At 63.1% G+C, this 20,963-nt stretch carries 20 protein-coding genes and 1 pseudogene; 8 read left to right on the top strand and 13 right to left on the bottom strand.

Annotated elements, in window-relative coordinates; genetic code table 11:
- Positions 1-146 precede the first annotated feature (146 nt).
- The 3 genes and pseudogenes from ASE60_RS35225 to ASE60_RS17595 all read right to left on the bottom strand — a co-directional run.
- Positions 147-299, bottom strand: a pseudogene (locus tag ASE60_RS35225) (alkene reductase); the annotation flags it as partial.
- 41 nt (positions 300-340) lie between these two features.
- Complete coding sequence (locus tag ASE60_RS17600) at positions 341-1,018, bottom strand: SDR family oxidoreductase (protein ID WP_200964187.1); 678 nt, start codon at positions 1,016-1,018, stop codon at positions 341-343.
- Between the two features lie 2 nt (positions 1,019-1,020).
- Positions 1,021-1,413 carry a hypothetical protein gene (locus tag ASE60_RS17595; RefSeq protein WP_057251831.1) on the bottom strand — a complete coding sequence of 131 codons (393 nt, stop codon included), beginning with the start codon at positions 1,411-1,413 and terminating at the stop codon, positions 1,021-1,023.
- A 91-nt stretch (positions 1,414-1,504) separates the two neighbouring features.
- On the opposite strand from ASE60_RS17595, the gene ASE60_RS17590 reads away from it, so the two are divergent.
- From ASE60_RS17590 to ASE60_RS17570, 5 genes are all read left to right on the top strand, one after another.
- Entirely contained in the window at positions 1,505-2,416 is a 912-nt protein-coding gene (locus ASE60_RS17590; protein WP_057251830.1) for a LysR family transcriptional regulator, read from the top strand.
- A 241-nt stretch (positions 2,417-2,657) separates the two neighbouring features.
- Positions 2,658-3,164 carry a sigma-70 family RNA polymerase sigma factor gene (locus tag ASE60_RS17585; protein WP_057251829.1) on the top strand — a complete coding sequence of 169 codons (507 nt, stop codon included), beginning with the start codon at positions 2,658-2,660 and terminating at the stop codon, positions 3,162-3,164.
- Positions 3,165-3,265: 101 nt separating this feature from the next.
- Entirely contained in the window at positions 3,266-4,216 is a 951-nt protein-coding gene (locus ASE60_RS17580; protein WP_057251828.1) for a FecR family protein, read from the top strand.
- A 165-nt stretch (positions 4,217-4,381) separates the two neighbouring features.
- Positions 4,382-6,787 carry a TonB-dependent siderophore receptor gene (locus tag ASE60_RS17575; RefSeq protein WP_082615909.1) on the top strand — a complete coding sequence of 802 codons (2,406 nt, stop codon included), beginning with the start codon at positions 4,382-4,384 and terminating at the stop codon, positions 6,785-6,787.
- A complete protein-coding gene (locus ASE60_RS17570; RefSeq protein WP_057251827.1) occupies positions 6,787-8,010 on the top strand; it encodes an MFS transporter in 1,224 nt (407 codons plus the stop codon). Before ASE60_RS17575 ends, ASE60_RS17570 begins: the two co-directional genes overlap by 1 nt.
- Before the next feature lie 61 nt (positions 8,011-8,071).
- Here the strand turns inward: ASE60_RS17570 and ASE60_RS17565 are convergent, their stop codons facing one another.
- Together ASE60_RS17565 and ASE60_RS17560 are read right to left on the bottom strand one after the other, a co-directional pair.
- A complete protein-coding gene (locus ASE60_RS17565) occupies positions 8,072-8,377 on the bottom strand; it encodes a hypothetical protein (protein WP_156414672.1) in 306 nt (101 codons plus the stop codon).
- A gap of 28 nt (positions 8,378-8,405) precedes the next feature.
- Positions 8,406-9,377, bottom strand: coding sequence for a helix-turn-helix domain-containing protein (locus ASE60_RS17560; RefSeq protein WP_057252103.1), 972 nt, complete (start codon positions 9,375-9,377; stop codon positions 8,406-8,408).
- Between the two features lie 122 nt (positions 9,378-9,499).
- Here ASE60_RS17560 and ASE60_RS17555 point away from each other — a divergent pair, with 122 nt between their 5' ends.
- A complete protein-coding gene (locus ASE60_RS17555) occupies positions 9,500-10,117 on the top strand; it encodes an isochorismatase family protein (RefSeq protein ID WP_057251825.1) in 618 nt (205 codons plus the stop codon).
- A gap of 85 nt (positions 10,118-10,202) precedes the next feature.
- Here the strand turns inward: ASE60_RS17555 and ASE60_RS17550 are convergent, their stop codons facing one another.
- The 6 genes from ASE60_RS17550 to ASE60_RS17525 all read right to left on the bottom strand — a co-directional run bounded on the left by ASE60_RS17550 (position 10,203) and on the right by ASE60_RS17525 (position 17,082).
- On the bottom strand, positions 10,203-11,219 hold the full coding sequence (locus ASE60_RS17550; RefSeq protein ID WP_057252102.1) for a LacI family DNA-binding transcriptional regulator: 1,017 nt from the start codon (positions 11,217-11,219) through the stop codon (positions 10,203-10,205).
- Between the two features lie 121 nt (positions 11,220-11,340).
- On the bottom strand, positions 11,341-12,621 hold the full coding sequence (locus tag ASE60_RS17545; protein WP_057251824.1) for a D-tagatose-bisphosphate aldolase, class II, non-catalytic subunit: 1,281 nt from the start codon (positions 12,619-12,621) through the stop codon (positions 11,341-11,343).
- Between the two features lie 3 nt (positions 12,622-12,624).
- Entirely contained in the window at positions 12,625-13,566 is a 942-nt protein-coding gene (locus ASE60_RS17540; RefSeq protein ID WP_057251823.1) for a sugar kinase, read from the bottom strand.
- A gap of 22 nt (positions 13,567-13,588) precedes the next feature.
- Entirely contained in the window at positions 13,589-14,551 is a 963-nt protein-coding gene (locus ASE60_RS17535; protein WP_057251822.1) for an ABC transporter permease, read from the bottom strand.
- Complete coding sequence (locus ASE60_RS17530; protein ID WP_057251821.1) at positions 14,548-16,059, bottom strand: sugar ABC transporter ATP-binding protein; 1,512 nt, start codon at positions 16,057-16,059, stop codon at positions 14,548-14,550. The genes ASE60_RS17535 and ASE60_RS17530 overlap by 4 nt, the downstream gene beginning before the upstream one ends.
- Before the next feature lie 132 nt (positions 16,060-16,191).
- Positions 16,192-17,082: a substrate-binding domain-containing protein gene (locus ASE60_RS17525; protein ID WP_057251820.1), complete on the bottom strand. Its 891-nt coding sequence runs from the start codon at positions 17,080-17,082 to the stop codon at positions 16,192-16,194.
- A 295-nt stretch (positions 17,083-17,377) separates the two neighbouring features.
- Between ASE60_RS17525 and ASE60_RS17520 the strand changes: the two genes are divergently transcribed.
- Positions 17,378-17,662 carry an acylphosphatase gene (locus ASE60_RS17520; RefSeq protein WP_057251819.1) on the top strand — a complete coding sequence of 95 codons (285 nt, stop codon included), beginning with the start codon at positions 17,378-17,380 and terminating at the stop codon, positions 17,660-17,662.
- Between the two features lie 115 nt (positions 17,663-17,777).
- Here the strand turns inward: ASE60_RS17520 and ASE60_RS17515 are convergent, their stop codons facing one another.
- Positions 17,778-18,458 carry a TetR/AcrR family transcriptional regulator gene (locus ASE60_RS17515; protein ID WP_057251818.1) on the bottom strand — a complete coding sequence of 227 codons (681 nt, stop codon included), beginning with the start codon at positions 18,456-18,458 and terminating at the stop codon, positions 17,778-17,780.
- Between the two features lie 207 nt (positions 18,459-18,665).
- Here ASE60_RS17515 and ASE60_RS17510 point away from each other — a divergent pair, with 207 nt between their 5' ends.
- Positions 18,666-19,862, top strand: coding sequence for a multidrug effflux MFS transporter (locus ASE60_RS17510; RefSeq protein WP_057251817.1), 1,197 nt, complete (start codon positions 18,666-18,668; stop codon positions 19,860-19,862).
- An 84-nt stretch (positions 19,863-19,946) separates the two neighbouring features.
- On the opposite strand, the gene nrdF is transcribed toward ASE60_RS17510, so the two are convergent.
- Entirely contained in the window at positions 19,947-20,921 is a 975-nt protein-coding gene (gene nrdF / locus ASE60_RS17505) for a class 1b ribonucleoside-diphosphate reductase subunit beta (RefSeq protein ID WP_057252101.1), read from the bottom strand.
- Positions 20,922-20,963: the final 42 nt, after the last annotated feature.

Here is a 20,963-nt window from a genome sequence, read left to right as displayed (position 1 = left end):
GCGTCCTCCAGGGCCGGATAGGTACAATATCCGTCGGCACTGCCGCCGAAAAGCTTGGTTCCGTCGAAGGTCGCAAGCGGCAAGCCTTCCTTCAGCCGGCGCGGCAGGTCCGGATTGGCGATGAAGGAGCCCTGACCCTGCGTCGAGGCCGAGGCGCGCTGCGCATAGTATTCGGCCATCAGTGTATTCGGGACGTTGCCCGGCTGGCTGCTGCGCGCCCGCGTCATCGGCGCAAGCGCGATCCGGTTCGGCAGGGTCAACGAGCCGAGGGAGACAGGAGAAAAGAGCGTTGTCGGCATGGGACGGTCCTCTTGCGGGCGAAATGTCGGAACGGTTTGCGTCAGTTGATGAGCGCGCCGCCTTCGATGTCGATGACGGATCCGGTGACGAATGGATTGTCGATAGCAAAGAGGTAGCCGTGGGCGATGTCCTGCGGCTGCCCGAAGCGGCCGGCGGGCAAGGTCGCTGCGGCGCGATCGAACATGGCGTCGCGGGCGTCGCCGGTCATGCCGGCATAGGCCTCGGTCTGCGTCAGTCCGGGGCTGACGACATTGACGCGCAGCGGCGCCAGTTCCCTGGCCAGGATCTTCGCCACGGCTTCGAGAGCAGCATTCATCGCGGTCTTGACGAAGGTGCCGGGAACAGTCCGGCGGGCGAGAAAACCTGAGGTGAAGGTGATCGTGCCGCCTGGACGTATATACCTGGCCGCTTCGCGGGCGAGCACGATCGAGCCCCAGAACTTGACGTCGAAGGCGGCCTTGGCGGCATCCAGGTCGATATCGGCAACCTTGCCGCCGGGGGCCGAAGAACCGGCCGTGACGACCAGATGGTCGATCGGCCCGAGCTTGCGGAAGTAGGCGGCAACGGAAGCGGCGTCGGCGATATCGAGGCCGGTGGCGCGGCTGGCGATCTCGACCCGGCCGGGACGCTGGGTCAGCGCCTTGGCAACGGCGGCGCCGATGCCGCTCGTGCCGCCGATGACGACGGAAACGGTATTGTCATTGAATGTCATCGTCATTCTCATGCTCCAGGGGAATGTGGGGGAACGGGTTCGGAAAAGAGTGCTTCAAGCAACGGACCGCCGGGCGTGCGCAGAAACAGCCGGCGCTCGCCGATGTCGGCAAGGTCCATGGTCGAGTAGGGAATGGCGAGCCGGTCGAGCCTGGCCCGGAAGGCTGCGTAGTTGTCGAGCCGGAAGCCGACGTGATCGATAGCCTCGGCGGCCCGGTCGAAACCGCTGCCTTGGCTGCCGATGATGTGCACGATCGGTTTGCCGTCGGCGTAGAGCCAGTAGCCCGGGATGCGCCGGATCGCCGCCGGGCGCTCGCCGACGGTCAGGTCGAAGACCGTCTCGGAGAACGCGCGCGTGCCCGCGATGTCGCCTGTGCGGATGGTTACGTGGTCGAGATGCATGCCGCGTCTCCTTTCGGGAAGGAATTTAGCTCTTGCGGCGCATCCGGATAATTGGCTTATTTCCAAAAGTATATTTCGGAAGAGGCGAAAGATGTTGCTCGACAATCTGGCTCTGTTCCTTTTGATCGTCGAAAAGGGCGGGCTTTCCGCCGCAGGTCGCGAAAAGGGCCTGTCGCCGGCCTCTGTTTCCGAGCGGTTGGCGGCGCTTGAAGCCCACTACGGTGCTGCCCTTCTGAAACGCACGACGCGCGCAATCAGCCTGACGGAGGAGGGCCGTCTGCTGGTCGATGGCGCCCGCCGGCTGCTGGCGGAGGCCGACGAACTTGAGACAGGCATCCGATCGGGTACCCGAACGATCTCGGGGCCGATCCGCCTCAGCGCCCCCGAAGATATGGGACGGCGCTACATCGTGCCGATCCTCGACCGCTTTCTTGCCGAGCACCCTGACGTGACGGTGGATTTCAATCTCACCGACGGCTACGTCGACCTCGTCGGTCAGGGCATGGACTTTGCCATCCGCCACGGCCTTCTCGCCGACAGTACGCTCCGGTCGCGCTCCCTCGGCGAAAACCGCCGGGTCGTCTGCGCCGCACCCGCCTATCTGGAGGCCAGGGGCCGGCCGGAGCATCCGGACGATCTTTCCCGTCACGACTGCATCATCATGCGCTTCGGCGCCAATCTCGACAGGGAGTGGGCTTTTCAGGTCGATGGCAAGCCGCACAAGGTCATGGTGCGCGGCAGGCGCGTCGCCAATGACGGCGGGGTGGTTGGGGAATGGTGTCGCGCGGGGCACGGCATCGCGCTCAAATCCGTTTGGGACATTGCCGAGGACCTGGCGTCCGGTGCCCTTGTCGAACTCCTGAAGGATTTCTCTATAGGTGGGACGGGATTGCAGATCGTCTATCCGCCGCTCACCGTCCAGCCGCGCCGGGTGCGACTGCTGATAGACCGCATCGCCTCGGAGCTGAGTTCCATCGAGAGGCCGAGCAAGGGACGAACCTGAAGCCGCCAATCAGGGTCGCGCCCGTACCAGACGCCGTGGCCTTCGCGCAACAGTCCTTTTCCAATAGACGGCGCGGCCGGTCCTGACGCAGTTTCGGCTCGTCATGCCGCACGTCAGTGCATTGCAGCACACCTCCGCTTCACTTATGAAACATGAGAAACGTATTCAAGATAAGCGGCAGCGACCCGGGCCGTACGTTCAGGATGATGGTGCGACAGCCGCACGCTGGAGAGGCAGATTGATGACCGATGCGATGGTGCGGGGGCTTCACGAGCGGGAAGAGGGCAGGATCCGCCGCTTCTTCAGCCGCCGCCTCAGAAACCGCGAGGACGCCGTCGACGCCACGCAGGAGACCTTCATGCGCATGCTGGAGGCATCGCGCTCGACGCTGATCGAGAACCCGCAGGCCTACCTGTTCCAGGTTGCCCGCTCGGTGGCGCGGGTCGCGTCCGAACGCGCTGCGCGCGAGCAAGCGATGTTCGTTGCCGACGAAGAGGGCATGGAGCATGCGGAAGACAGGCCGATCCAGGACCGCATCGTCAACGCCCGCCAGTGCCTGCTGATCATGGCGCGCACCATCCAGGGCCTTCCGAACCGCTGCCAGCAGGTCTTCATCCTCAGCCGCCTGCACGGCCTCAGCAACAGCGCGATCGCCGATGAGCTCGGCATCTCGAGAAATATGGTCGAAAAGCATATCATCCGAGCGCTGCTCGAATGCCGGAAGATGCGCGCCGAGATTATTTTCTGAACCGACGTCAGGTCAAACCGTTCTTTCAACTCTAAGATGATTGAAGCGATTCCCTTGGAGGGTTCGCCTGACGGCATTTTCAGTTCGACCGGAAGACGTGCATGAACGGCAATCGCCAGACCATCGATGACAGCACTCTGGAAGCGGCGGCGACGTGGGTTGCGAAGTTGCAGTCCGACGACGCGACGGCCGCCGACCGTGCGGCGTTCGAGCTCTGGGTTTCCGCACATCCCGATCACCGGATGGCCTATGAAGAATTGCGGGCGCTCTGGAGCGATCTCGGAGACGTGCCGATCCCAAGCGAGCGCCTCGGTGAATTGCGCGCCCAACGCCGCCGTCGGGTCGGCGGTTTCGTCGGGCTCTGTCTTGCAGCGGGTCTTGCCATGCTCTCGCTCGCGACGCCCTACGGCGACCGCTGGCGTGCCGACTTTTACACCGGCGTCGGTGAAATCAGGCGGATCACCCTGGAGGACGGGACCGAAGTCGACATGAACACCGACACGGCCCTCGTGGTTCGCTACGAGCAGGGCCGCAGAAAGGTGCGGCTCCTGCGCGGCGAAGCATTCTTTGCCGTTGCGAGGAACCCGCTTCGGCCGTTTGTGGTCGAAGATGGGGCGCTGAGCGCGATGGCATTGGGGACCCGGTACTCCGTAGGCACGGCCGGTGCAGAACGAGCCGCCGGCGTCCAGGTGGAGGAGGGCCGCGTTGAGGTCGCGGCGGCCGGCCAGAAAGCGATCCTGGGTGCGGGCGAGGTGGCAACGATCGACAAACAGGGACGCCTGTCCCTGTCGAAGACGGATGTCGCGGCCGGGACGGCGTGGCGCGACGGCAAGCTCGTCTTTTCGCGCCGCCCGCTGCGCGACGTCCTGGCGACCCTCGAGCGCTACCGTCACGGCCGAATCCTGCTGCTCGACGAGGCGGCGGGCGGTCTCGAAGTCTCCGGTATCTTCGATCTGCACGACACCGACGCTGCCCTGCAGGTTCTGGAAGCCAGTTTGCCGCTGCGTGTCATGCGGATTTCGGGCCTGATGGTCGTCGTTCAGTCGCGCTAGGAAAAACCCAAGCAGGCAAGGCCGCTCCAGGCCTGGCCATATTCATCGCTCAAAAAAATCGTCCGGTGACGTCAGGAGATCGCGTTCCCCGAACTCTTATTCAGAAGTGGCGGCGCTGCACATGGATCGAGGCAGCCTGCCCAGGAGTTGAGTAGGGGATCTCGGATGAGAATTATGCAGGGTCGCGGATCACGACGCCATTCTTTCACACGCCTGGCGCTTGCCGGCGTTTCTTTCATCGCCTGCGCGACGGCAGTTCAGGCACAGGCGACAACGGCACTGGCCGCGGTCATTGCGCCGAAGGCGTTCGCCGTTCCCGCGGGATCCCTCGAAGCGGGCATCCTGAAACTTGGCCAGCAGGCCGACCTGCGCCTTCTTTATCCGAGCACGCTGACGAGCGGAAAGACCACCAGCGGCGTCAGCGGCACGCTGGCGACGGAAGCGGCCGTTGCATCGCTTCTGGAAGGAACCGGCCTTCGCTATCGCTTCGTCGGTGAGAAGACCGTGCAGATCTTCGATCCGTCGGATGCAACGATCACCACCGGCGCCGTCGTCAAGGATGGCGCGACACAACTCGAAAAAATCACCGCGACCGGTGAGCGGACCGGTGCTGAGGGTATTGTCGAGACCGACGGTTATGTCGCGAAATCGGCGCGCGTCGCCACCAAGACCGATACGCCGGTCATGCAGACGCCGCAGTCGATGTCGGTGATCAGCCAGAAGCAGTTGCAGGACCTGAAGCCTCAGAACCTGCAGGAGGCGTTGAACTATACGCCCGGCGCCCGCGTTGGCCAGTACGGCGCCGAACCGCGCTTCGACGCCTTCAAGGTCCGCGGCATCGACCTGACGCTGACCGGCATCTTCCGCGACGGCCTGCGCCAGATTGCGAGCCCGAACGGCCTCTTCCGGCTGGAGCCCTATGGCGTCGAGGCGATCGCCATCCTGCGCGGCCCGGCGGCCTCCATCTACGGCGCCAGCAGCTCCGGCGGCATCGTCGACATCGTTTCGAAGCGGCCGACCAGCGATCCGCTGCGCGAAGTCGAAGTCCAGTACGGCTCCTACGGTCGGGTGCAGGGCGCCTTCGATGTTTCCGGGCCGCTCGATGACGAAGGCACGATGCTCTATCGCATGACCGGCCTTGCGCGTGACGGGCGCACCGAAATCGAGGCGGTCAAGGACGATCGTCTGTTCATCGCGCCCGCCTTCACCTGGCAGCCGGACGAGGGCACCAAGTTCACGCTGCTCGGCGAATACATGGATTCGACGACCGGTGGCACCTGGGGCTATCTCAACCGCTACGGGCCGGACGGCAAGTCGATCGGCGCGATCCCGACCTATGGTGGCGACGCCCGCTTCAACGATTTCACCCAGAAGCAGGCGCGTATCGGTTATGAGCTCGAACATGAGCTCTCAGACAACGTCACGCTCTTTCACAAGCTGCGCTACTCCGACATCTCGACGCAGCAGGAATGGGTGTTCGCCAAGTATCCGGGCCTCACCGTCGAGGACAATACCGGCGTTGCCAGCGACACCTACCTGAAGTTCGACTTCGACACCGGCGCCGCAGCACACCAGCTCATTGCCGGTATCGACTACAGCTACATGAAATATACCTCGCAGCAGGGCAGCGGGCCGGACCTCTTCACCGACGATTTCACCTATGTGCCGAAGCTGACCTCCACCCAGAAGCAATCGCAAAGCGGCATCGGCATCTATCTCCAGGACCAGATCGAATATGACGCCTGGCGCCTGACGGCGGGCGTTCGTCACGATTGGGTAGACAACAAGTATTCGGTCGACGGCTCACCCTTTGACCGGAACGACAGCGAAACGACGGCGCGCGCCGCGCTTGGCTATGTCCTGCCAAACGGCATGATGCCCTATGTCAGCTACGGCACCGCCTTCGTTTCCAATCCCGGCGTGATCATCAATCTCGGCGGCACCGATACGCCGGCCATGCCGACGCTCGGCAAGCAATGGGAAGCGGGCGTCAAATACGAGATCCCCGGCCAGAACGCGACGATCACCGCCGCAGTCTTCAACATCGACCAGGAAAACGCCACCGTCTACGAAACGTCCTCGGGCCTGAACCTCCTGCGCCAGCTCGACCTCAAGTCGCGTGGCTTCGAACTGGAAGGCACCGCTTCGCTCGACAATGGCTGGAACTTCATCGCCTCCTATTCCTACAACGATGTCGAGATCACAAAGCTGACATCGGAAACGCTCGGCAACCAGCTCAACTCCTCGCCCTACCACATGTTCTCGCTCTGGGCGGATTACGAGGTGCAATCCGGCGTGCTCGAGGGGCTCGGCGTCGGTGCCGGCGTGCGCTATGTCGGATCGAGCTTCGGCGACAACGTCCACACGCCGATCCTGAAGAACCAGGCGCGCACCTTCGTCGACGCTTCGGTCCGCTACGATCTCGGCGCCGCCAATCCGAACTTTGAGGGCGTGCGGCTGCAGCTCAACGCGACCAACCTCTTCAACGAGGTCGAGCAGCTCTGCACCACGGGCTTCTGCTACTTCGACGAAGGCCGCAAGGTCGTCGCCAGCGTCCGCTATCGCTTCTGATGGCGATCGATGCCAAGCCGTCAACAAGGCCGTCGCCCGCCGCGATCTTCTTCGCGGTCGGCGGGCTTTATGTGGCGCAGAGCGTGATCGGTGGGCTGACGATGCTCGGTCTGCCGGCGGTGCTCAGAACCCAAGGTTTGCCGCTCGACCAGATCGGCCTCGTCTATCTGACCGTGCTGCCCTGGGCACTGAAGTTCCTCTGGTCGCCGCAGGTGGAACGCTACCGCCTGCCGGCGATTGGCCGCAACCGCTCGGCTGTCATCGTGATTGCCGGCGGCGCACTCTCTGCCACGATGCTCGCGGTGCTGGGCTTGCTCGGGCCGGAGCGGCTCGCTCCGGTGCTCGCCTGCCTGGTGTTCATTGCGCTCTTCACCTCGACCGTCGACATCGCCTGCGACGGCTTTGCCGTCGAGACGTTGGCCGAAGAACACCATGGCTGGGGCAATGCCGCCCAGGTCGGCGGCTCCTATGTCGGCTCAGCGATCGGCGCCGGGCTGTTTCTGGTTCTGGTCGATTGGTTCGGCTGGGCGCCTGCCGTTTGGGTGATGGCGCTCGTCGTGCTTTTGCTCGGCCTTCCCTTCCTGTTTGGCCCGGGTTCGCGTCCGACAAGCGCAACGCGCAGCCATGTGCCGTCGCTCAAGGCCGCACTGCGGCGACCGGAGGTGCGCAAGGGGCTGCTACTCGCAGCGATCTATGTCTCGGCGCAGAAATGGGGCCTCGCCATGCTCGGGCCTTTCCTCATCGATTACGGCTTCGATCTTGCTTCGGTCGGAGTGCTGAACGGTGTTGGCAGCATGATCGTCGGTTTCGGCGGGGCGTTGTTCGGCGGCTTGCTCGTGCGGCTGTGCGGCGCTGCCACGATACTGATCGGCGCCCTGCTCTTGCAGGTCACGATGCTTGTCGCCTTCGCCTATGTCGGGGCGCCGCTCGTGATGACCCTTGCGGTCGCCAGTTCTTCCGGCGTCATGGCGATCGGCTTCGTGGCGCTCTATGCCCAGTTCATGGGCTGGGCCGATCCGCGCCAGGCGGGGGTCGATTTCACGCTTTTCCAATGCGTGGACAGCCTCGTTGGCATGGCCGGCGGTCTCGGAGCCGGCTGGATTGCCGAGCGCTTCGGCTATGCGGCCTTTTTCCTTTGCGCCGCCGGCGTTTCAACCGCCGCAGTGCCTCTGCTGGCTTTTCTTCTACGAGCGCACTCGGTGACGCGAAGAATGCCTGTTTAATCAGTCTTGCGTATGGGAGCCATTGCCGCTCCCAGCGATATCCGCGCCTTCAACCGACTGCTTAATAGTCATACGCTCGCAAGTAGATAATTGGTCGGCCGTCGCGAACCAGGGCGATGCCCTCGTTGCCGTAGAGGGGCGCCACTTTCTTGGTGCGGCACAGCCATAAGGAATCCCCCGCGATCATCGCATCCAGCAAGGGCGCGAGCTCCACACGCGGGTCGGGGAGGCGGTAAACAAGATCTCGTGGAAGACTCTTGAGCCCACCAACCTTCTGAATAACCCACTCCCGAAAACCTTCAGGGGTGGTTTCCTGAACCAATTCAAGATCTTTGCGGTCGTAGTGTAGTCGTGGATCGTGGGCCATGTCGTTGGTCACCTGGATGAGCGCGGATCTAAGCGACGATATCAAGTGCCGGCCGGTTTCGGAACTGCCGGCGATAGCTCGCCGGCGAGATCGAGAAGGCGCGGGTAAAGTGCTGTCGGAGCGAGACGGTCGAGCCGAAGCCGGCCATCTCCGCCACGTGATCGACGGAACAGGAGCCGGTCTCAAGCAGGCGTTGGGCGACGGCGAGCCGCTGCTGAAGAAGCCATTGCGTGAAGGTCGTTCCCGTCTTCTTGCGGAAGTGCCGGGTGAAGCTGCGCAGGCTCATGCCGGCATGATCCGCCAGCCGTTCCAGCGAAAGCGGCTCATCGAGATGCTCGATCGCCCAGGCGATCGTTGCGCTGAGCGGATCGCCGCTGCCCGGAGCGGGCAGGGGCGCCTCGATATACTGCGCCTGGTCTCCGTGGCGATGCGGTGCAATGACCAGCCTGCGGGCGATGCGGTTGGCGATCTCGGCGCCGTGGTCGTTGCGCACGATGTGCAGGCAGCAGTCGATCGCGGCGGCGGTGCCGGCCGAGGTCAGGATATCGCCCTCGTCGATGTAGAGCGCGTTGCGGTTCAGGGCGACCCGAGGATAGGTCCGCTCGAATTCATCGGCCCAGGCCCAGTGCGTCGAGGCTGCTCGCCCGTTGAGCAGGCCTGCCTCTGCCAGCACGAAGGTGCCGAGACAGAGGCCGACAAGCCGGGCGCCCCTGATGTGGGCAGTGCGTAGCGCGTTCAGCAGGTTTTCCGATGGACGGGTGTTCGGGTCATCCCAGGCCGGGACGATGATCGTGTCCGCCTCCGCAAGACTGGAGAGGTCATCTTCCACCTCGATGCTGAAGCCGGACATGGTGCGGACAGATCCGGTCTTTTCACCGGCGATCAGCAGTCGGTAGCGCGGCACGCCGAGCTTCAGCAGGTCGTCGCCGAAGACGATGCAGGGAACGGACAGATGAAACGGGCTGATGCCCTCGAAGGCGACGATGGCGACGGTGTGCATTGCGGTATAAACCCGGTGGGCCTGAAGTTGGCCGGAACCTATCACATATTGTCGTTCAGGCCACTTTCGCAACATGGGCGTTTTCGCGACTTTCGCGGCGTCAGATTGCGAAAGGAACCTCCATGACACAACACCCGACCATCCGAACCATCGCCGGTGCGGCTGCTCCTGCTAGCCTCGATCCCCGCAAGACAGCCCTGTTGGTGATCGATTTCCAGAACGAATACTTTACGGGCCGCATGCCGATCCCGGATGGGGAAAAGGCGCTCGCCAATGCCAAGAGGCTGATCGAACGCGCCGACACCGAGGGCATGAAGGTCTACCACGTCAAGCACGTGACGCCGGCCGGCAGCCCGGTGTTTGCCGAAGACAGTGCGACCTCTGACTTTCACCGCGACATCCGGCCGGCAGCCAACCATTCCGTGGTCCGAAAGTCGTCGGTGAGTGTGTTTGCCAGCACCGACCTCGGCGAGCAGCTGAAGAAAACCGGGATCGATACGCTCATCATCACCGGGCTGATGACCCATGCCTGCGTTGCCGGCGCCGCGCGGGACGCCGTGCCGCTCGGCTTCAACGTGATCGTTGCAGCGGATGCCTGTGCCACGCGCGACCTCGACACTAACGACGGCGACGTCGTTCCACATGCCGTGCTGCATCGCGCGTCGCTGGCGACGATCGACGATACCTTCGGCGACATCCTGACGACCGATCAGATCCTGTCACTCGCGCGTCGGTCCTGATCTGCGCATAGGCTACCGGTTCGGCCCGGATTGTCGAAGGCGGAGCAATTCCAGGCGGACGCCCCCTCGTATCCTCTGGATCTGCCTAGGCCGAACCGCGCAGCATGATCTCGGCGCTGAGCAGAATGCGCTCATCCTCGGGGAAGGCACCGCCGTCGTCGGAGCTTTCCCCGAGCTTGAACAACAAGAGTTCGATCGCCAGTCGGCCGATCTCGTTGTAGTTCTGCGCCACCGTCGTCAGCGGCGGGCAGGTGTAGCGCGACAGCGGATGATCGTCGTGGCCGGCGACACGGATATCGGCGTCCGCCTCGCGTCCGACCTTGAGGCCCGACTGAAAGGCGGCGGCGATGACGCCGAAGGCGACGCGGTCGTTGGCGCAGAGCACCGTCTGCGTCGGGAAGCCGCCGGCGCCGAGGATGCGCAGCGTTTCGTCGAAGCCGAATTTTTCAAAATCCCAGGAGGCGTTCGGCGTGGTCTCGACCAGCGCCGGCTCCATCTTCAACTGCTGCATCGCTTCCAGATAGGCGTCGCGCCGGGCGATCGCGTTGTTGTTGACCGGCGGCATGCCGAAATAGCAGGGGGGGCTTCCCGAGCGGCAGAGATAATCGACCATCAGGCGGAAGCTCTGGCGGTTGTCGGTGCCGACGAAGGAGGAGCTGTCGTCGAGCGGCGAGTCCACGTAGATCAGGGGAATGCTTTCGCCGAGCGCCGTCAGGGTCTTGTGATGCGACTGCACACCGAGCGGTGCGATGATCGCACCGGCGACGTTCATCGACTTGAAGGTCTCGATCGCCCGCTCTTCCATCTCCGGCCGCCCATCGGAGGAGAGCACGAAGGCGAGGAAACCCGCCTGGTTGGCGATGTGCTCGATCCGGCGCGTCAGCGCCATGTAGAAGGGGTCGGTCGAGTTCGGGACGATGACGCCGAGGATGTTGGTGCGGCGGCGGTTGAGGTTGACGGCGAAGATGTTCGGGCGAAAGCCCGACTGCTTGATCGCCGCCTCGATAGCATCGCGGGTCTTCTTCCGAACAGAGCCCGGATCATTGAAGTATTTGGAGACCGTGGGGCGCGACAAACCGACGAACTCCGAAAAATCCTCCATCGTCTTGATCTGTCTGTCCACCGTTGCTGTACCCCATATTGTTTTGATTTCGTTTATAGGTTCATTTTGAGGGGATAGGCAGTACCGGCTCGGAAATATTTACCGAATGCATGACCTGCCGCTAAGCTCGGCAGGCCAAAAAATAATCCTCGAGAACCCGGTCGACCGCGGCAAGTGCCAGTGATTTTGCCTTGGCGGCAACTTCGCCGTCACGCACGCGCTCGTAACTGCCCGGAAGATACTGGCTGATCAGAGTTTCCGGGATGTTGACGCCTTCAAGCAGCGACAGAAGTTCTTCCACCGCTGCAGCAACCTTCGGGTGCGGCCAGTAATAGCGGATGCGGTCGCTGTAGGAGAAATGCCGCTGCAGCCGTTGGGCTTCCGGCGAGCCGTGGTAATACTTGCCCCAGTTCGCCGGTTCCTCGCGCATGACCATCTCGGTGACCGATGCCAGTGTCTGCTTGCGTGCCTCGGGGAAGAGGAAGGTAGCGATCTGGTCGAGGCCGTAGAGCGCCTCGCGCAGCGCGAAGGTAAGGCCGGGGCCGACCTTGAGGATGGCAAAGCCATCGGAGACGAGATCGCGCAATGCCTCCGGCGTCTGATAGTCGGTGGAATGCGCCTCGAAGACGATGCCATCCAGCTGCCTCAGGCTGGCGCTAAGCTTTGCCGCCTTCTGCCTGTCATAGGCGATGACGTTCTCGTTGCCGAACTCGACGCCCGGCTGGACGACGGCGCCGACCACACGCTTGAAAGCGTTAGCGGCGCCCGCCGCTTCGAAGGCCTGGCGATGGACGCCAACCGTCTCGATTGCCGCCTCGGGCGCCGTGACCTCCAGCGTATCCAGCTCTTCGAGTGCGCCGCCCGGAACCGGGACTTCTGTGCCGATGATATAGACGGGAGCGACCCCCTCTTGGCCGGAAATGGCGGCCTCGGCGGCGGCGGCAAGCCGCGCAGCGCGTTCCGCCGTCACGGCATCTGGAAGCGCCACCGGTTCGCCGGCGCAGCCCATGCTTGTATCGAGATGCAGCTTGGTGAAGCCGGCCCGCGCATAGGCCTCGATCATCGTCACGGCCTTGGCCATGGCGCCTTCCGCTGGCAGATGTTTCCACGGGTTTGGGCCAAGGTGGTCGCCGCCGAGGATGATCCTCTCCTTCGGGAAGGAGACGCGGTCGGCGATGCCGGCGACGAAACGGGTGAAATCGGCGGGCGTCATGCCGGTATAGCCGCCGTCCTGATTGACCTGGTTGCAGGTCGCCTCAATCAGCAGGGCGGCGTCTTCCTGTAGCGCACGCAGCATCGCGGCCTCGATCACCAGCGGGTGGGCGGAGCAGACGGAGGGAATGCCGCGCGGGCCGGGGCGTTCGTTCCAGCGGGCGATGTCGATCAGCAGGTTCGGTTGCATGGGTCAGCCCTTTCGCGCGTAGATGAAGGTTTCGAGATCGGCGCGCGTCGAGGCGCCTTCCATCGGGCCGGAGATCATGACGGCGCGTGCGCCCGAGGCGTTGGCGAATTCCAGCGCTTCTGCGGGTGCCGCTCCGTTCAGCCAGAAGGTGACGAAGGTCGCGCCGAAGCAGTCTCCGGCGCCGGTCGGATCGACCTCTTCGGCCGGAAAGCCGGGATGCGAGAGCGTGATTTCCCGATCGAAATAGCTCGCGCCTTCAGCGCCGCGCTTGACGACGATCACCTTGATGCCGGCGGCAAGCAGTTCCGAAACCGCCTCGGCCTCGGTCTTCGCCTTGGTGAACAGGAAGAGCTCCTGCCCGCTCGGCAGGAAGACGTCTGTCCTGGCAAGCACCGCGCGCAGCGCCTCGCGCATGCCGGGGCTATCGAGGATTTCCGGCCTGAGGTTCGGATCGAAGGACACCGTGCCGCCGGCCGCCTTGATCATCTCGATCGCTGCGATAATGCTCTCCACCACGCTTGGTGCGTAGAGCGACGAGCCCATCACATGCAGATGGCTGCAACCGCGCACCAATGCCCGCGCGGCGTCATCGAGACGGATCGCGCCGCAGGCGCTGTGGCGGATATTGAAGACGAAGGCGCGGCTGCCGTCGGGGCGATAGCGCACGAAGGCGCTGCCGGTGGTGCCGAGCGGATCAACCGCGATGCCGGAGATGTCGACGCCATCAGCCTTCAGGCGGTCGAGATTGACGTGGCCGAAATCGTCGTCGCCGACGCGCGAGATGATCGCGGCTGCCTGCCCGAGTTTGCCGACCTGGTCGATGAAGATCGCCGGGGCGCCGGAGGGGTAGGGGCCGATGAGCGGCGTGGCCTGCCGGAAGCCGTCGCCCTTTTCGGTGGCGATGATCTCCACGAGGATTTCGCCGATCGTCAGTATCTTGTGCATGGGTATGTTTCTCTTCTGAGGATCAGCGCTTGGCCTGCTTGGCGCGGACGTCGAGCCAAACCGCGATCAGGATCACCAGGCCCTTGACGATGAGCTGGTAGAAGTAGGGGACCGACAGCATGTTCATGCCGTTGTTCATGACGCCGATGATGAGCGCGCCGATCAGCGTGCCGACCATGGTGCCGACGCCGCCGGCAAGCGAGGTGCCGCCGAGCACGGCCGCAGCGATGGCGTCGAGCTCATAGCTCATGCCGGCATTGGTCTGGGCGGAGAACAGCCGGGAGGACAAGAGCACGCCGCTGATTGCCGCCATGACGCCGGAGATCATGAAGATCGTGATCTTCAGCCGGTCGACCTTGATGCCGGAATAGACCGCCGCCTCGCGGTTACCGCCCGTCAGATAAGCGCGGCGGCCGAAGCTCGTCTTGCTCAGAAGGATGTGGTTGACCACGAACAGAACGGCGACCACCCAGATGATGATGGGCAGGCCGAGGAAGCTCTCCGTGCCGATGGCGGTCCAGGTCGCATTCTCGATCATCGCCGGCGCGCCGTTGGTCGGCAGGCTGACCATGCCGCGGTAGATGCCCATCGTCGCGACCGTGACGATGAAGGAAGGCAACAGCAATTTCGCCGTCAGCACGCCGTTCAGCATGCCCATCAGGGCGCCGGCCAGAAGCGTGATGACGATCGCCGGCGCGAAGCCGAGACCGAAGGCGAAACATTGCGCCCCAACCATGCCGGCAACTGCGATGATCGAGCCGACCGAAAGGTCGATCTCGCCGAGCAGGATCACCCAGGTCATGCCGAAGGCAGCGATCGCCACCACCGCCACCTGCTGCAGGATGTTCATGAAGTTGACGACTGACATGAAGCGCGGGTTGAGGAAGGAGAAGATGACGCAGAGCATCACCAGCGACAGCAGGATGCCGCCATATTGTTTCAACGCCCGCATGAAGGCGGCCTGGGTCTCGGATTGCTGTGTCATGATTGGAATCCCGTTGCGTGCGCCATGATTGTTTCCGGGCTGAGGTCGGCGCCGGAAAGGGTCGCGCCGATGCCGCCCTCGTGCATGACGACGACGCGGTCGCTCATTCCCAGAACTTCCGGCAGCTCGGAGGAGATCAGCAGGATCGCCGTGCCCTCGGCCGCCAGCTGGCGGATGATCTTGTAGATTTCAAACTTGGCGCCGACGTCGACGCCACGGGTGGGCTCGTCGAGGATCAGCACCTTGGGCCGCGTCAGCAGCCACTTGGCGAGCACGATCTTCTGCTGGTTGCCGCCGCTGAGCGAACCTGAGGGCGTGTCGAGCGAGTGCGTCTTGATCGCCAGCCGGCCGACTTCCACGGCCGCGGCTTCGCGCTCGGCGCGGCTCCGGGTGAAGCCGAGCGGTCCGGTGAAATCGGCAAGGGCTGCCATCGAGATGTTCCAGCCGACGCTGTGGCTGAGAACGAGGCCTTCTTCCTTACGGTTTTCGGTGACGAAGCCGATGCCGCGCGAAATCGCCTCTGCCGGCGAGCGGAAACGAACCGGCTGCCCCTCGAAGCGAACCGTGCCGGTCGCCGCCTTCATGCCGAACAGTGCGTTCATCACTTCGGAGCGGCCGGAACCGACGAGGCCGAAAAAGCCGAGGATTTCGCCGGGGCGGACGTCGAAGGAGATGTCGTCGAACTCGCCATCACGGGTAAGGCTGTCGATCGAAAGAACCGGAGCTGTCTTCGCCGACTGCTCGTGGGTCCGTGGCGGATAGATCTCATCCATGCGACGGCCGACCATCAGCGCGATCAGCGCCTCGATGGTGACGTCGTCGCGATCATGGGTCGAGACATATTCGCCGTCGCGGATGACGGTGATGTCGTCGCTGAGCCGCATGATCTCTTCCATGCGGTGGGAAATGTAGATGACGGCGACGCCACGTTGCTTCAGCCGGGTAATGATCTCGAACAGGATCTCGGCTTCGCTGTCGCTCAGCGACGAGGTCGGCTCGTCGAGAATGACGACCTTGGCCTCGTGGCTCAGCCCCTTGGCGATTTCCACGAGTTGGCGCTGGGCGATCGAGAGATTGCCGATCTTCTCGCTGACGTCGATCGGCAGACCGAGATCGGCGACGATCGCGCGGGCCTTGGCGACGAGCGCCTTGTCGTTGATGAAGCCGAAGCGGCGCGGCTCGCGGGTGGCAAGAATATTTTCGGCCACCGTCAGGTTGCTGCAGAGGCTGAGTTCCTGGAAGACGATGGCAAGCCCGAGGGCTGCGGCGTCCTGCGGATCAGCCGGCCGGTAGGGGCGCCCATCAAGCGTGATGACACCCGAAGTTGCCTCGTGCACGCCGGCCAGAATCTTCATCAGTGTCGATTTGCCGGCGCCGTTTTCGCCGAGCAGCGTGTGCACCCGGCCGCGCCTGACCTTGAGACGCATGCTTTTCAGCGCCGCGACCTGACCGAAGGATTTGGTGACGTCACTGATCTCGAGGATGGTGTCCGTGGTCGAACCATGCATGGTGGCCTCCATACGACGCCGCGCGTCCCATCCGCGCGCGCAAAGGGCGAGCCGAGGCGCCTCCGGCCATATGCCGGAGCGCTCACTCCTGAGGTTGCCGCCGCCCGGAGGCGACGGCTGTCCTGGGAGGACTTATTTCGCGGTATAGACGCCGGGCACGATCGGCTGTTCGGCCGGAACGGTCTCGCCGGCGGCGACCTTGACGGCGGTGTCGACTGCCTGCTTGCCCATCTGGTCCGGGAACTGCTGGATGACGCCGACCATGACCGGGTTGGTGTCGACGGCGTCGCGCGCTTCCTTCATGCCGTCAAAGCCGATGACCTTGACCTGGGATTCAAGACCCGCGGCCTTGACCGCGACGGCGGCTGCGAGGGCTGCATCGTCGCCAAAGCCGAAGATGCCGGTGATATCGGGATTGGCCTGCAGCATGTTCTGGGCCGCAGCCAGCGCTTCGGCGCGGGTAATGCCGGTCTGGATGGCGACGATCTCCATGTCCGGATGCTTGGCGATCGCTTCCTTGAAGCCGTTGACGCGGTTCACCACCGACTGGACGGTCGGATAGTCGATGACGGCGACCTTGCCCTTGTTGTCGAGGACCTTGGCCATCAGCTCGCCAGCCTTCACACCACCGGTGAAGTTGTCGGTGCCGATATGCGAAGTGACCGTCGCGCCATTGGCCGGAACGTCGACGGTGATCACCTTGATGCCGGCCTTCTCGGCCTTCTCGATCGCAGCGCGCACGCCCTGGCTATCGACCGGCGAGATCACGATGACGTCGACGCCCTTGACGATGAAATCCTCGACATCGGCGAGCTGCTTGTTGAGATCCTGGTTGGCGATCGAGACCTCGAGCTTGACGTTCTTGGCTTGCGCCTCGGCTTTCATCGCGTCGGCGAGCTCGATGTAGAACGGATGCTGCTGGGTGAGCAGCGATGCGCCGATGCCGTCGGCAAAGGCCGTGGAGGCAAGGAGCGAGAGCGCCGTGCCGGCGACGAGCGATTTCAGAATGCGGGACATGTTCATGGTTTCCTCCCTGGAAACGGCGCGGGCCTTCGGTGTTGTGCAGCCAAGCTGGCGAGGCCCTCCCACCGCCGTCTTGGTGAGGGCGTAAAAACCACAAAACTTTGCGCGCGTCAATTTTTAATAATACGCAAATAAAAAATAAAAAGTATACCGAGGAAATTTACTATACCTCCCCACGGTTCATCGCAGCCTGCTGAGCAGCCGCAAGGGCTCCCTCCAACTTCGTTGCGCGGATGACTTGCCTTTGCCCCTCCTCGCGCCAGATAGCGTGGCAAACGGTGACGGAGACGAGATCATGTCTGAGACCAGCAAGACGGTGTTGGTCCGAATCCTCGGGCGGGTACAAGGCGTTAGCTTCAGGGTTTGGGCCCGTGACGAGGCGCAGAAGCTCGGTCTCGTCGGATGGGTTCGAAACGAAGCCGATGGCTCGGTTGCCGCTCTGATCAGCGGTCCGGAGGAGGCAATCACCCTCATGCTCGAGCGTCTGCATGAAGGGCCGCCGGCCGCATGGGTTTCGAAGGTCGTTGCCGAGTTCGTCGAAGCGCCGGAAGGCGTCAGCGGCTTTCGGATCACCAGATAGGCATTCGTGCCTCTCGTGATGCTGCCCAATACAGGTTGAGCTTCAGTTCTCCCGCCGCATCAGAGCGTGCGCGGCTGTCGCAATGGGCACAGCCCTGCGGCGATCGTGCGCGAAATCAATGTTGCGCTTCGAGACCGCTCGTTCTCCGCTCGCGGCCATAGGCACGGAGAAACGTCCTGACCGCCTGATGGGCGCTGACTTCCAGTTCCGCTTCGCTCGGGGCCTCGCCGAAAAGCCCGCCCATCTGCAAGTCTGCCTTGATCAGCGCGATGAACTGCCGGGCGGCGAGGTCGAAGTCATCGATGTCGAGCGGTGCTGAATGGGCGAGCCGGGCAAAAAGCGCCGCCAGCGCCCTGTCGGTCTTGCCCGGGCCCTGTTCCCGCCAGAACTGGAACAGATGCGGATAGCGATTGCCCTCCGTCGCGATCAGCTTCTGGATGAACTTGGCGTCCTGGTTGCAGATGCAGCTCTTGTTGAGGCGCACCGCAAAGGCGGCAAGCTCTTCCTCGAGGTTGTCGGCCTTTTCGGGAAACGTCGCGAGGATGGAGAACAGCATGCCGTTGGTGCGATCCATGATGTCCTGGATCACTGCCATGAACAGCGTCTCTTTTTCGCGGTAGTGGTTGTAGATCGTCTGGCGCGACACGCCGGCTTCGGCGGCGATCTCGTCGATGCTGGCACCGGAAAAGCCCTCGCGGCAGAAGACGTCCGCCGCGGCCTCCAGGATCGAAACGCGTTTCGCGAGTTGTCCTTTTTGCGCGCGGACGTCCGGTGAGGCGAGGCCAGATTTTTTCATGGACTGAAGATAGAGCCCATTGACGATTTAGACAATGCTGTCTAATTTTACATCTGTGTCCAAATTAATGGACTAAGTAGTCAGCGCAGGATGCGTCTCCCAAACGTTCGATCCTGGCACGACCGTCATCTTTCGAGTTTCAATCCCGGCGACAGCGATGTCGGCCCTGGGCCGGAGCGTTGTCGTGATTTCTGAAAGATCATTGCCATGACAGCGTCCTTCCTTCGCACGGCCATCGTCCTCGGTCTGATTTCGGCGATCGGTCCCTTCGCAATCGACATGTATCTGCCTGCCTTGCCGTCGATCGGCAAAGACCTGGCTGCCGAAACCGGCGTCGTGCAGCTCAGCCTGCTCTCGTTCTTCATTTCCTTTGCCATTTCGCAGCTCATCTACGGGCCGCTTTCCGATATCTGGGGGCGCAAGGCGCCGCTCTATCTCGGCATCGGCCTCTTCACCGTTGCCAGCGTCGGCTGCGCGCTCGCAACCGACATCGAAACCCTGATCGCCTTTCGCTTTCTGCAGGGTATAGGCGGCGCCGCCGGCATGGTTATCCCGCGCGCCGTCGTCCGCGACATGCACACCGGCGTTCAGGCGGCGCGGCTGATGTCGCTGCTGATGCTCGTCTTCAGCATTTCGCCGATCCTGGCGCCACTGGCCGGCAGCGCGGTGATCCAGTTCTACGGCTGGCGCGGCGTCTTCTATGCCGTGATGATCGCCGCCTTCATCGGCCTGATCCTCTTGTCGACCCAATTGCAGGAAACCCGACCCAAAAAGGACCGTGCCGGCAGCAGCGTGGCGAGCGCGCTTGCCGCATACCGCCTGCTGCTTTCTGACCGCAACTTCCTGACGCTCACCTTCATCGGCGGGCTCGGGATCTCGGGCTTCCTGGTTTATCTCGCCAACTCGCCCTTCGTGCTGATCGACCATTACGGGCTGACGCCAACGCAATACAGCATCGCCTTTTCGATGAATGCCGTTTCGTTCTTCGCGGTGTCGCAGGCTACCGGCTGGCTTGGCGAGCGTTTCGGCCTGGTGCGGGTGATGCACCTCGCCGTCGCCGCCTTTGCGCTGACGATGGTCACGATGTTCATCGTCATGAGCCTCGGCTTCAACCAGTTGCCCGTCATGGCCGCCTTCCTGTTCGTCGGCTACGGCGTGCTCGGGCTGGTGATCCCGACCTCGGCGGTGCTGGCGCTTGAGGATCACGGCGAAATCGCCGGCACCGCATCGGCGCTGATGGGCACGCTGCATTTCGTCACCGCCGCCGTCGCGATGATCATCGCGAGCGTCTTCTTCGATGGAACCGCTCTGCCGATGACCGGTGCCATCGCGGCTTGCGCGCTTGCCGCCTTCCTGCTGACGCAGGCAACGATCGGCCGCAGCCGTGTGGTCGCGGCGGAATAACCACACCCCTTTGATGCGCGGAGCCGCCCAAAGACATCATGTCCTCGGGCGGTTCTTCATGTTCCCGCAGGTGCCTGGGGTTCCTCAGAAATCCCAGTCCTCGTCTTCGGTCGCGACCGCCTTGCCTATGACATAGGACGAGCCCGAGCCGGAGAAGAAGTCGTGGTTCTCGTCGGCGTTGGGTGAGAGCGCGGAGAGAATGGCGGGGTTGACCTTGCAGGCTTCTGCCGGGAACAGCGCCTCGTAACCGAGGTTCATCAGGGCCTTGTTGGCGTTGTAGTGCAGGAACTTCTTCACGTCCTCGGTAAGCCCGACGCCGTCATAAAGGGCTTCCGTATATTTCGCCTCGTTGTCGTAGAGTTCGAGCAGCAGGTCGAAGGCGAAGTCCTTGATTTCCTGCCGGCGTTCCTCGGTCAGCCTCTCCAGGCCGCGCTGGAACTTGTAGCCGATATAGTAGCCGTGCACCGCCTCGTCACGGATGATCAGCCGGATCATATCGGCGGTGTTCGTGAGCTTGGCGCGGCTCGACCAGTACATCGGCAGATAGAAACCGGAATAGAACAGGAAACTTTCGAGGAAGACGCTGGCGACCTTCTTCTTGAGCGGATCGGCGGAGGCATACTGCTCCATGATCAGCGCCGACTTCTTCTGCAGAAACTCGTTTTCCTCCGACCAGCGATAGGCGTCGTCGACATCGGGCGTCGGGCACAGCGTCGAGAAGATCGAGGAATAGGAGCGCGCGTGCACCGCTTCCATGAAGGAGATGTTGGAAAGCACCGCCTCCTCGTGCGGAGTGATGGCATCCTCCATCAGCTTGACGGCGCCGACGCCGTTCTGGATCGTGTCGAGCAGCGTGAGGCCGGTGAAGACGCGGATGGTGAGCTTCTGCTCCTCCGGCTTCAGGGTCGCCCAGGAGGGGATGTCGTTGGAGAGCGGCACCTTCTCCGGCAGCCAAAAATTGCCGGTAAGCCGGTTCCAGACCTCCAGATCCTTGTCGTCCTCGATGCGGTTCCAGTTGATGGCGCGGATGCGGTTTGCTGGCTTGGTGTGCATGTTCATTTCGTTGTCCTCTCGGGCGTGGACGCCCCTCATCCGCCTGCC

Origin of the sequence: Ensifer sp. Root278 (assembly GCF_001429285.1) — a bacterium.
Taxonomy (GTDB): Bacteria; Pseudomonadota; Alphaproteobacteria; order Rhizobiales; family Rhizobiaceae; genus Ensifer.
Note: the sequence above shows the minus strand (reverse complement) of the source record. Positions and strands in the feature narration are given on the sequence as shown.

Coding starts and splice junctions, on each gene's coding strand:
- ASE60_RS17600 (WP_200964187.1), bottom strand. CDS start 1,018: ATGACGATGACATTCAATGACAATACCGTTTCCGTCGTCATCGGCGGC.
- ASE60_RS17595 (WP_057251831.1), bottom strand. CDS start 1,413: ATGCATCTCGACCACGTAACCATCCGCACAGGCGACATCGCGGGCACG.
- ASE60_RS17590 (WP_057251830.1), top strand. CDS start 1,505: ATGTTGCTCGACAATCTGGCTCTGTTCCTTTTGATCGTCGAAAAGGGC.
- ASE60_RS17585 (WP_057251829.1), top strand. CDS start 2,658: ATGACCGATGCGATGGTGCGGGGGCTTCACGAGCGGGAAGAGGGCAGG.
- ASE60_RS17580 (WP_057251828.1), top strand. CDS start 3,266: ATGAACGGCAATCGCCAGACCATCGATGACAGCACTCTGGAAGCGGCG.
- ASE60_RS17575 (WP_082615909.1), top strand. CDS start 4,382: ATGAGAATTATGCAGGGTCGCGGATCACGACGCCATTCTTTCACACGC.
- ASE60_RS17570 (WP_057251827.1), top strand. CDS start 6,787: ATGGCGATCGATGCCAAGCCGTCAACAAGGCCGTCGCCCGCCGCGATC.
- ASE60_RS17565 (WP_156414672.1), bottom strand. CDS start 8,377: ATGGCCCACGATCCACGACTACACTACGACCGCAAAGATCTTGAATTG.
- ASE60_RS17560 (WP_057252103.1), bottom strand. CDS start 9,377: ATGCACACCGTCGCCATCGTCGCCTTCGAGGGCATCAGCCCGTTTCAT.
- ASE60_RS17555 (WP_057251825.1), top strand. CDS start 9,500: ATGACACAACACCCGACCATCCGAACCATCGCCGGTGCGGCTGCTCCT.
- ASE60_RS17550 (WP_057252102.1), bottom strand. CDS start 11,219: ATGGAGGATTTTTCGGAGTTCGTCGGTTTGTCGCGCCCCACGGTCTCC.
- ASE60_RS17545 (WP_057251824.1), bottom strand. CDS start 12,621: ATGCAACCGAACCTGCTGATCGACATCGCCCGCTGGAACGAACGCCCC.
- ASE60_RS17540 (WP_057251823.1), bottom strand. CDS start 13,566: ATGCACAAGATACTGACGATCGGCGAAATCCTCGTGGAGATCATCGCC.
- ASE60_RS17535 (WP_057251822.1), bottom strand. CDS start 14,551: ATGACACAGCAATCCGAGACCCAGGCCGCCTTCATGCGGGCGTTGAAA.
- ASE60_RS17530 (WP_057251821.1), bottom strand. CDS start 16,059: ATGCATGGTTCGACCACGGACACCATCCTCGAGATCAGTGACGTCACC.
- ASE60_RS17525 (WP_057251820.1), bottom strand. CDS start 17,082: ATGAACATGTCCCGCATTCTGAAATCGCTCGTCGCCGGCACGGCGCTC.
- ASE60_RS17520 (WP_057251819.1), top strand. CDS start 17,378: ATGTCTGAGACCAGCAAGACGGTGTTGGTCCGAATCCTCGGGCGGGTA.
- ASE60_RS17515 (WP_057251818.1), bottom strand. CDS start 18,458: ATGAAAAAATCTGGCCTCGCCTCACCGGACGTCCGCGCGCAAAAAGGA.
- ASE60_RS17510 (WP_057251817.1), top strand. CDS start 18,666: ATGACAGCGTCCTTCCTTCGCACGGCCATCGTCCTCGGTCTGATTTCG.
- nrdF (WP_057252101.1), bottom strand. CDS start 20,921: ATGAACATGCACACCAAGCCAGCAAACCGCATCCGCGCCATCAACTGG.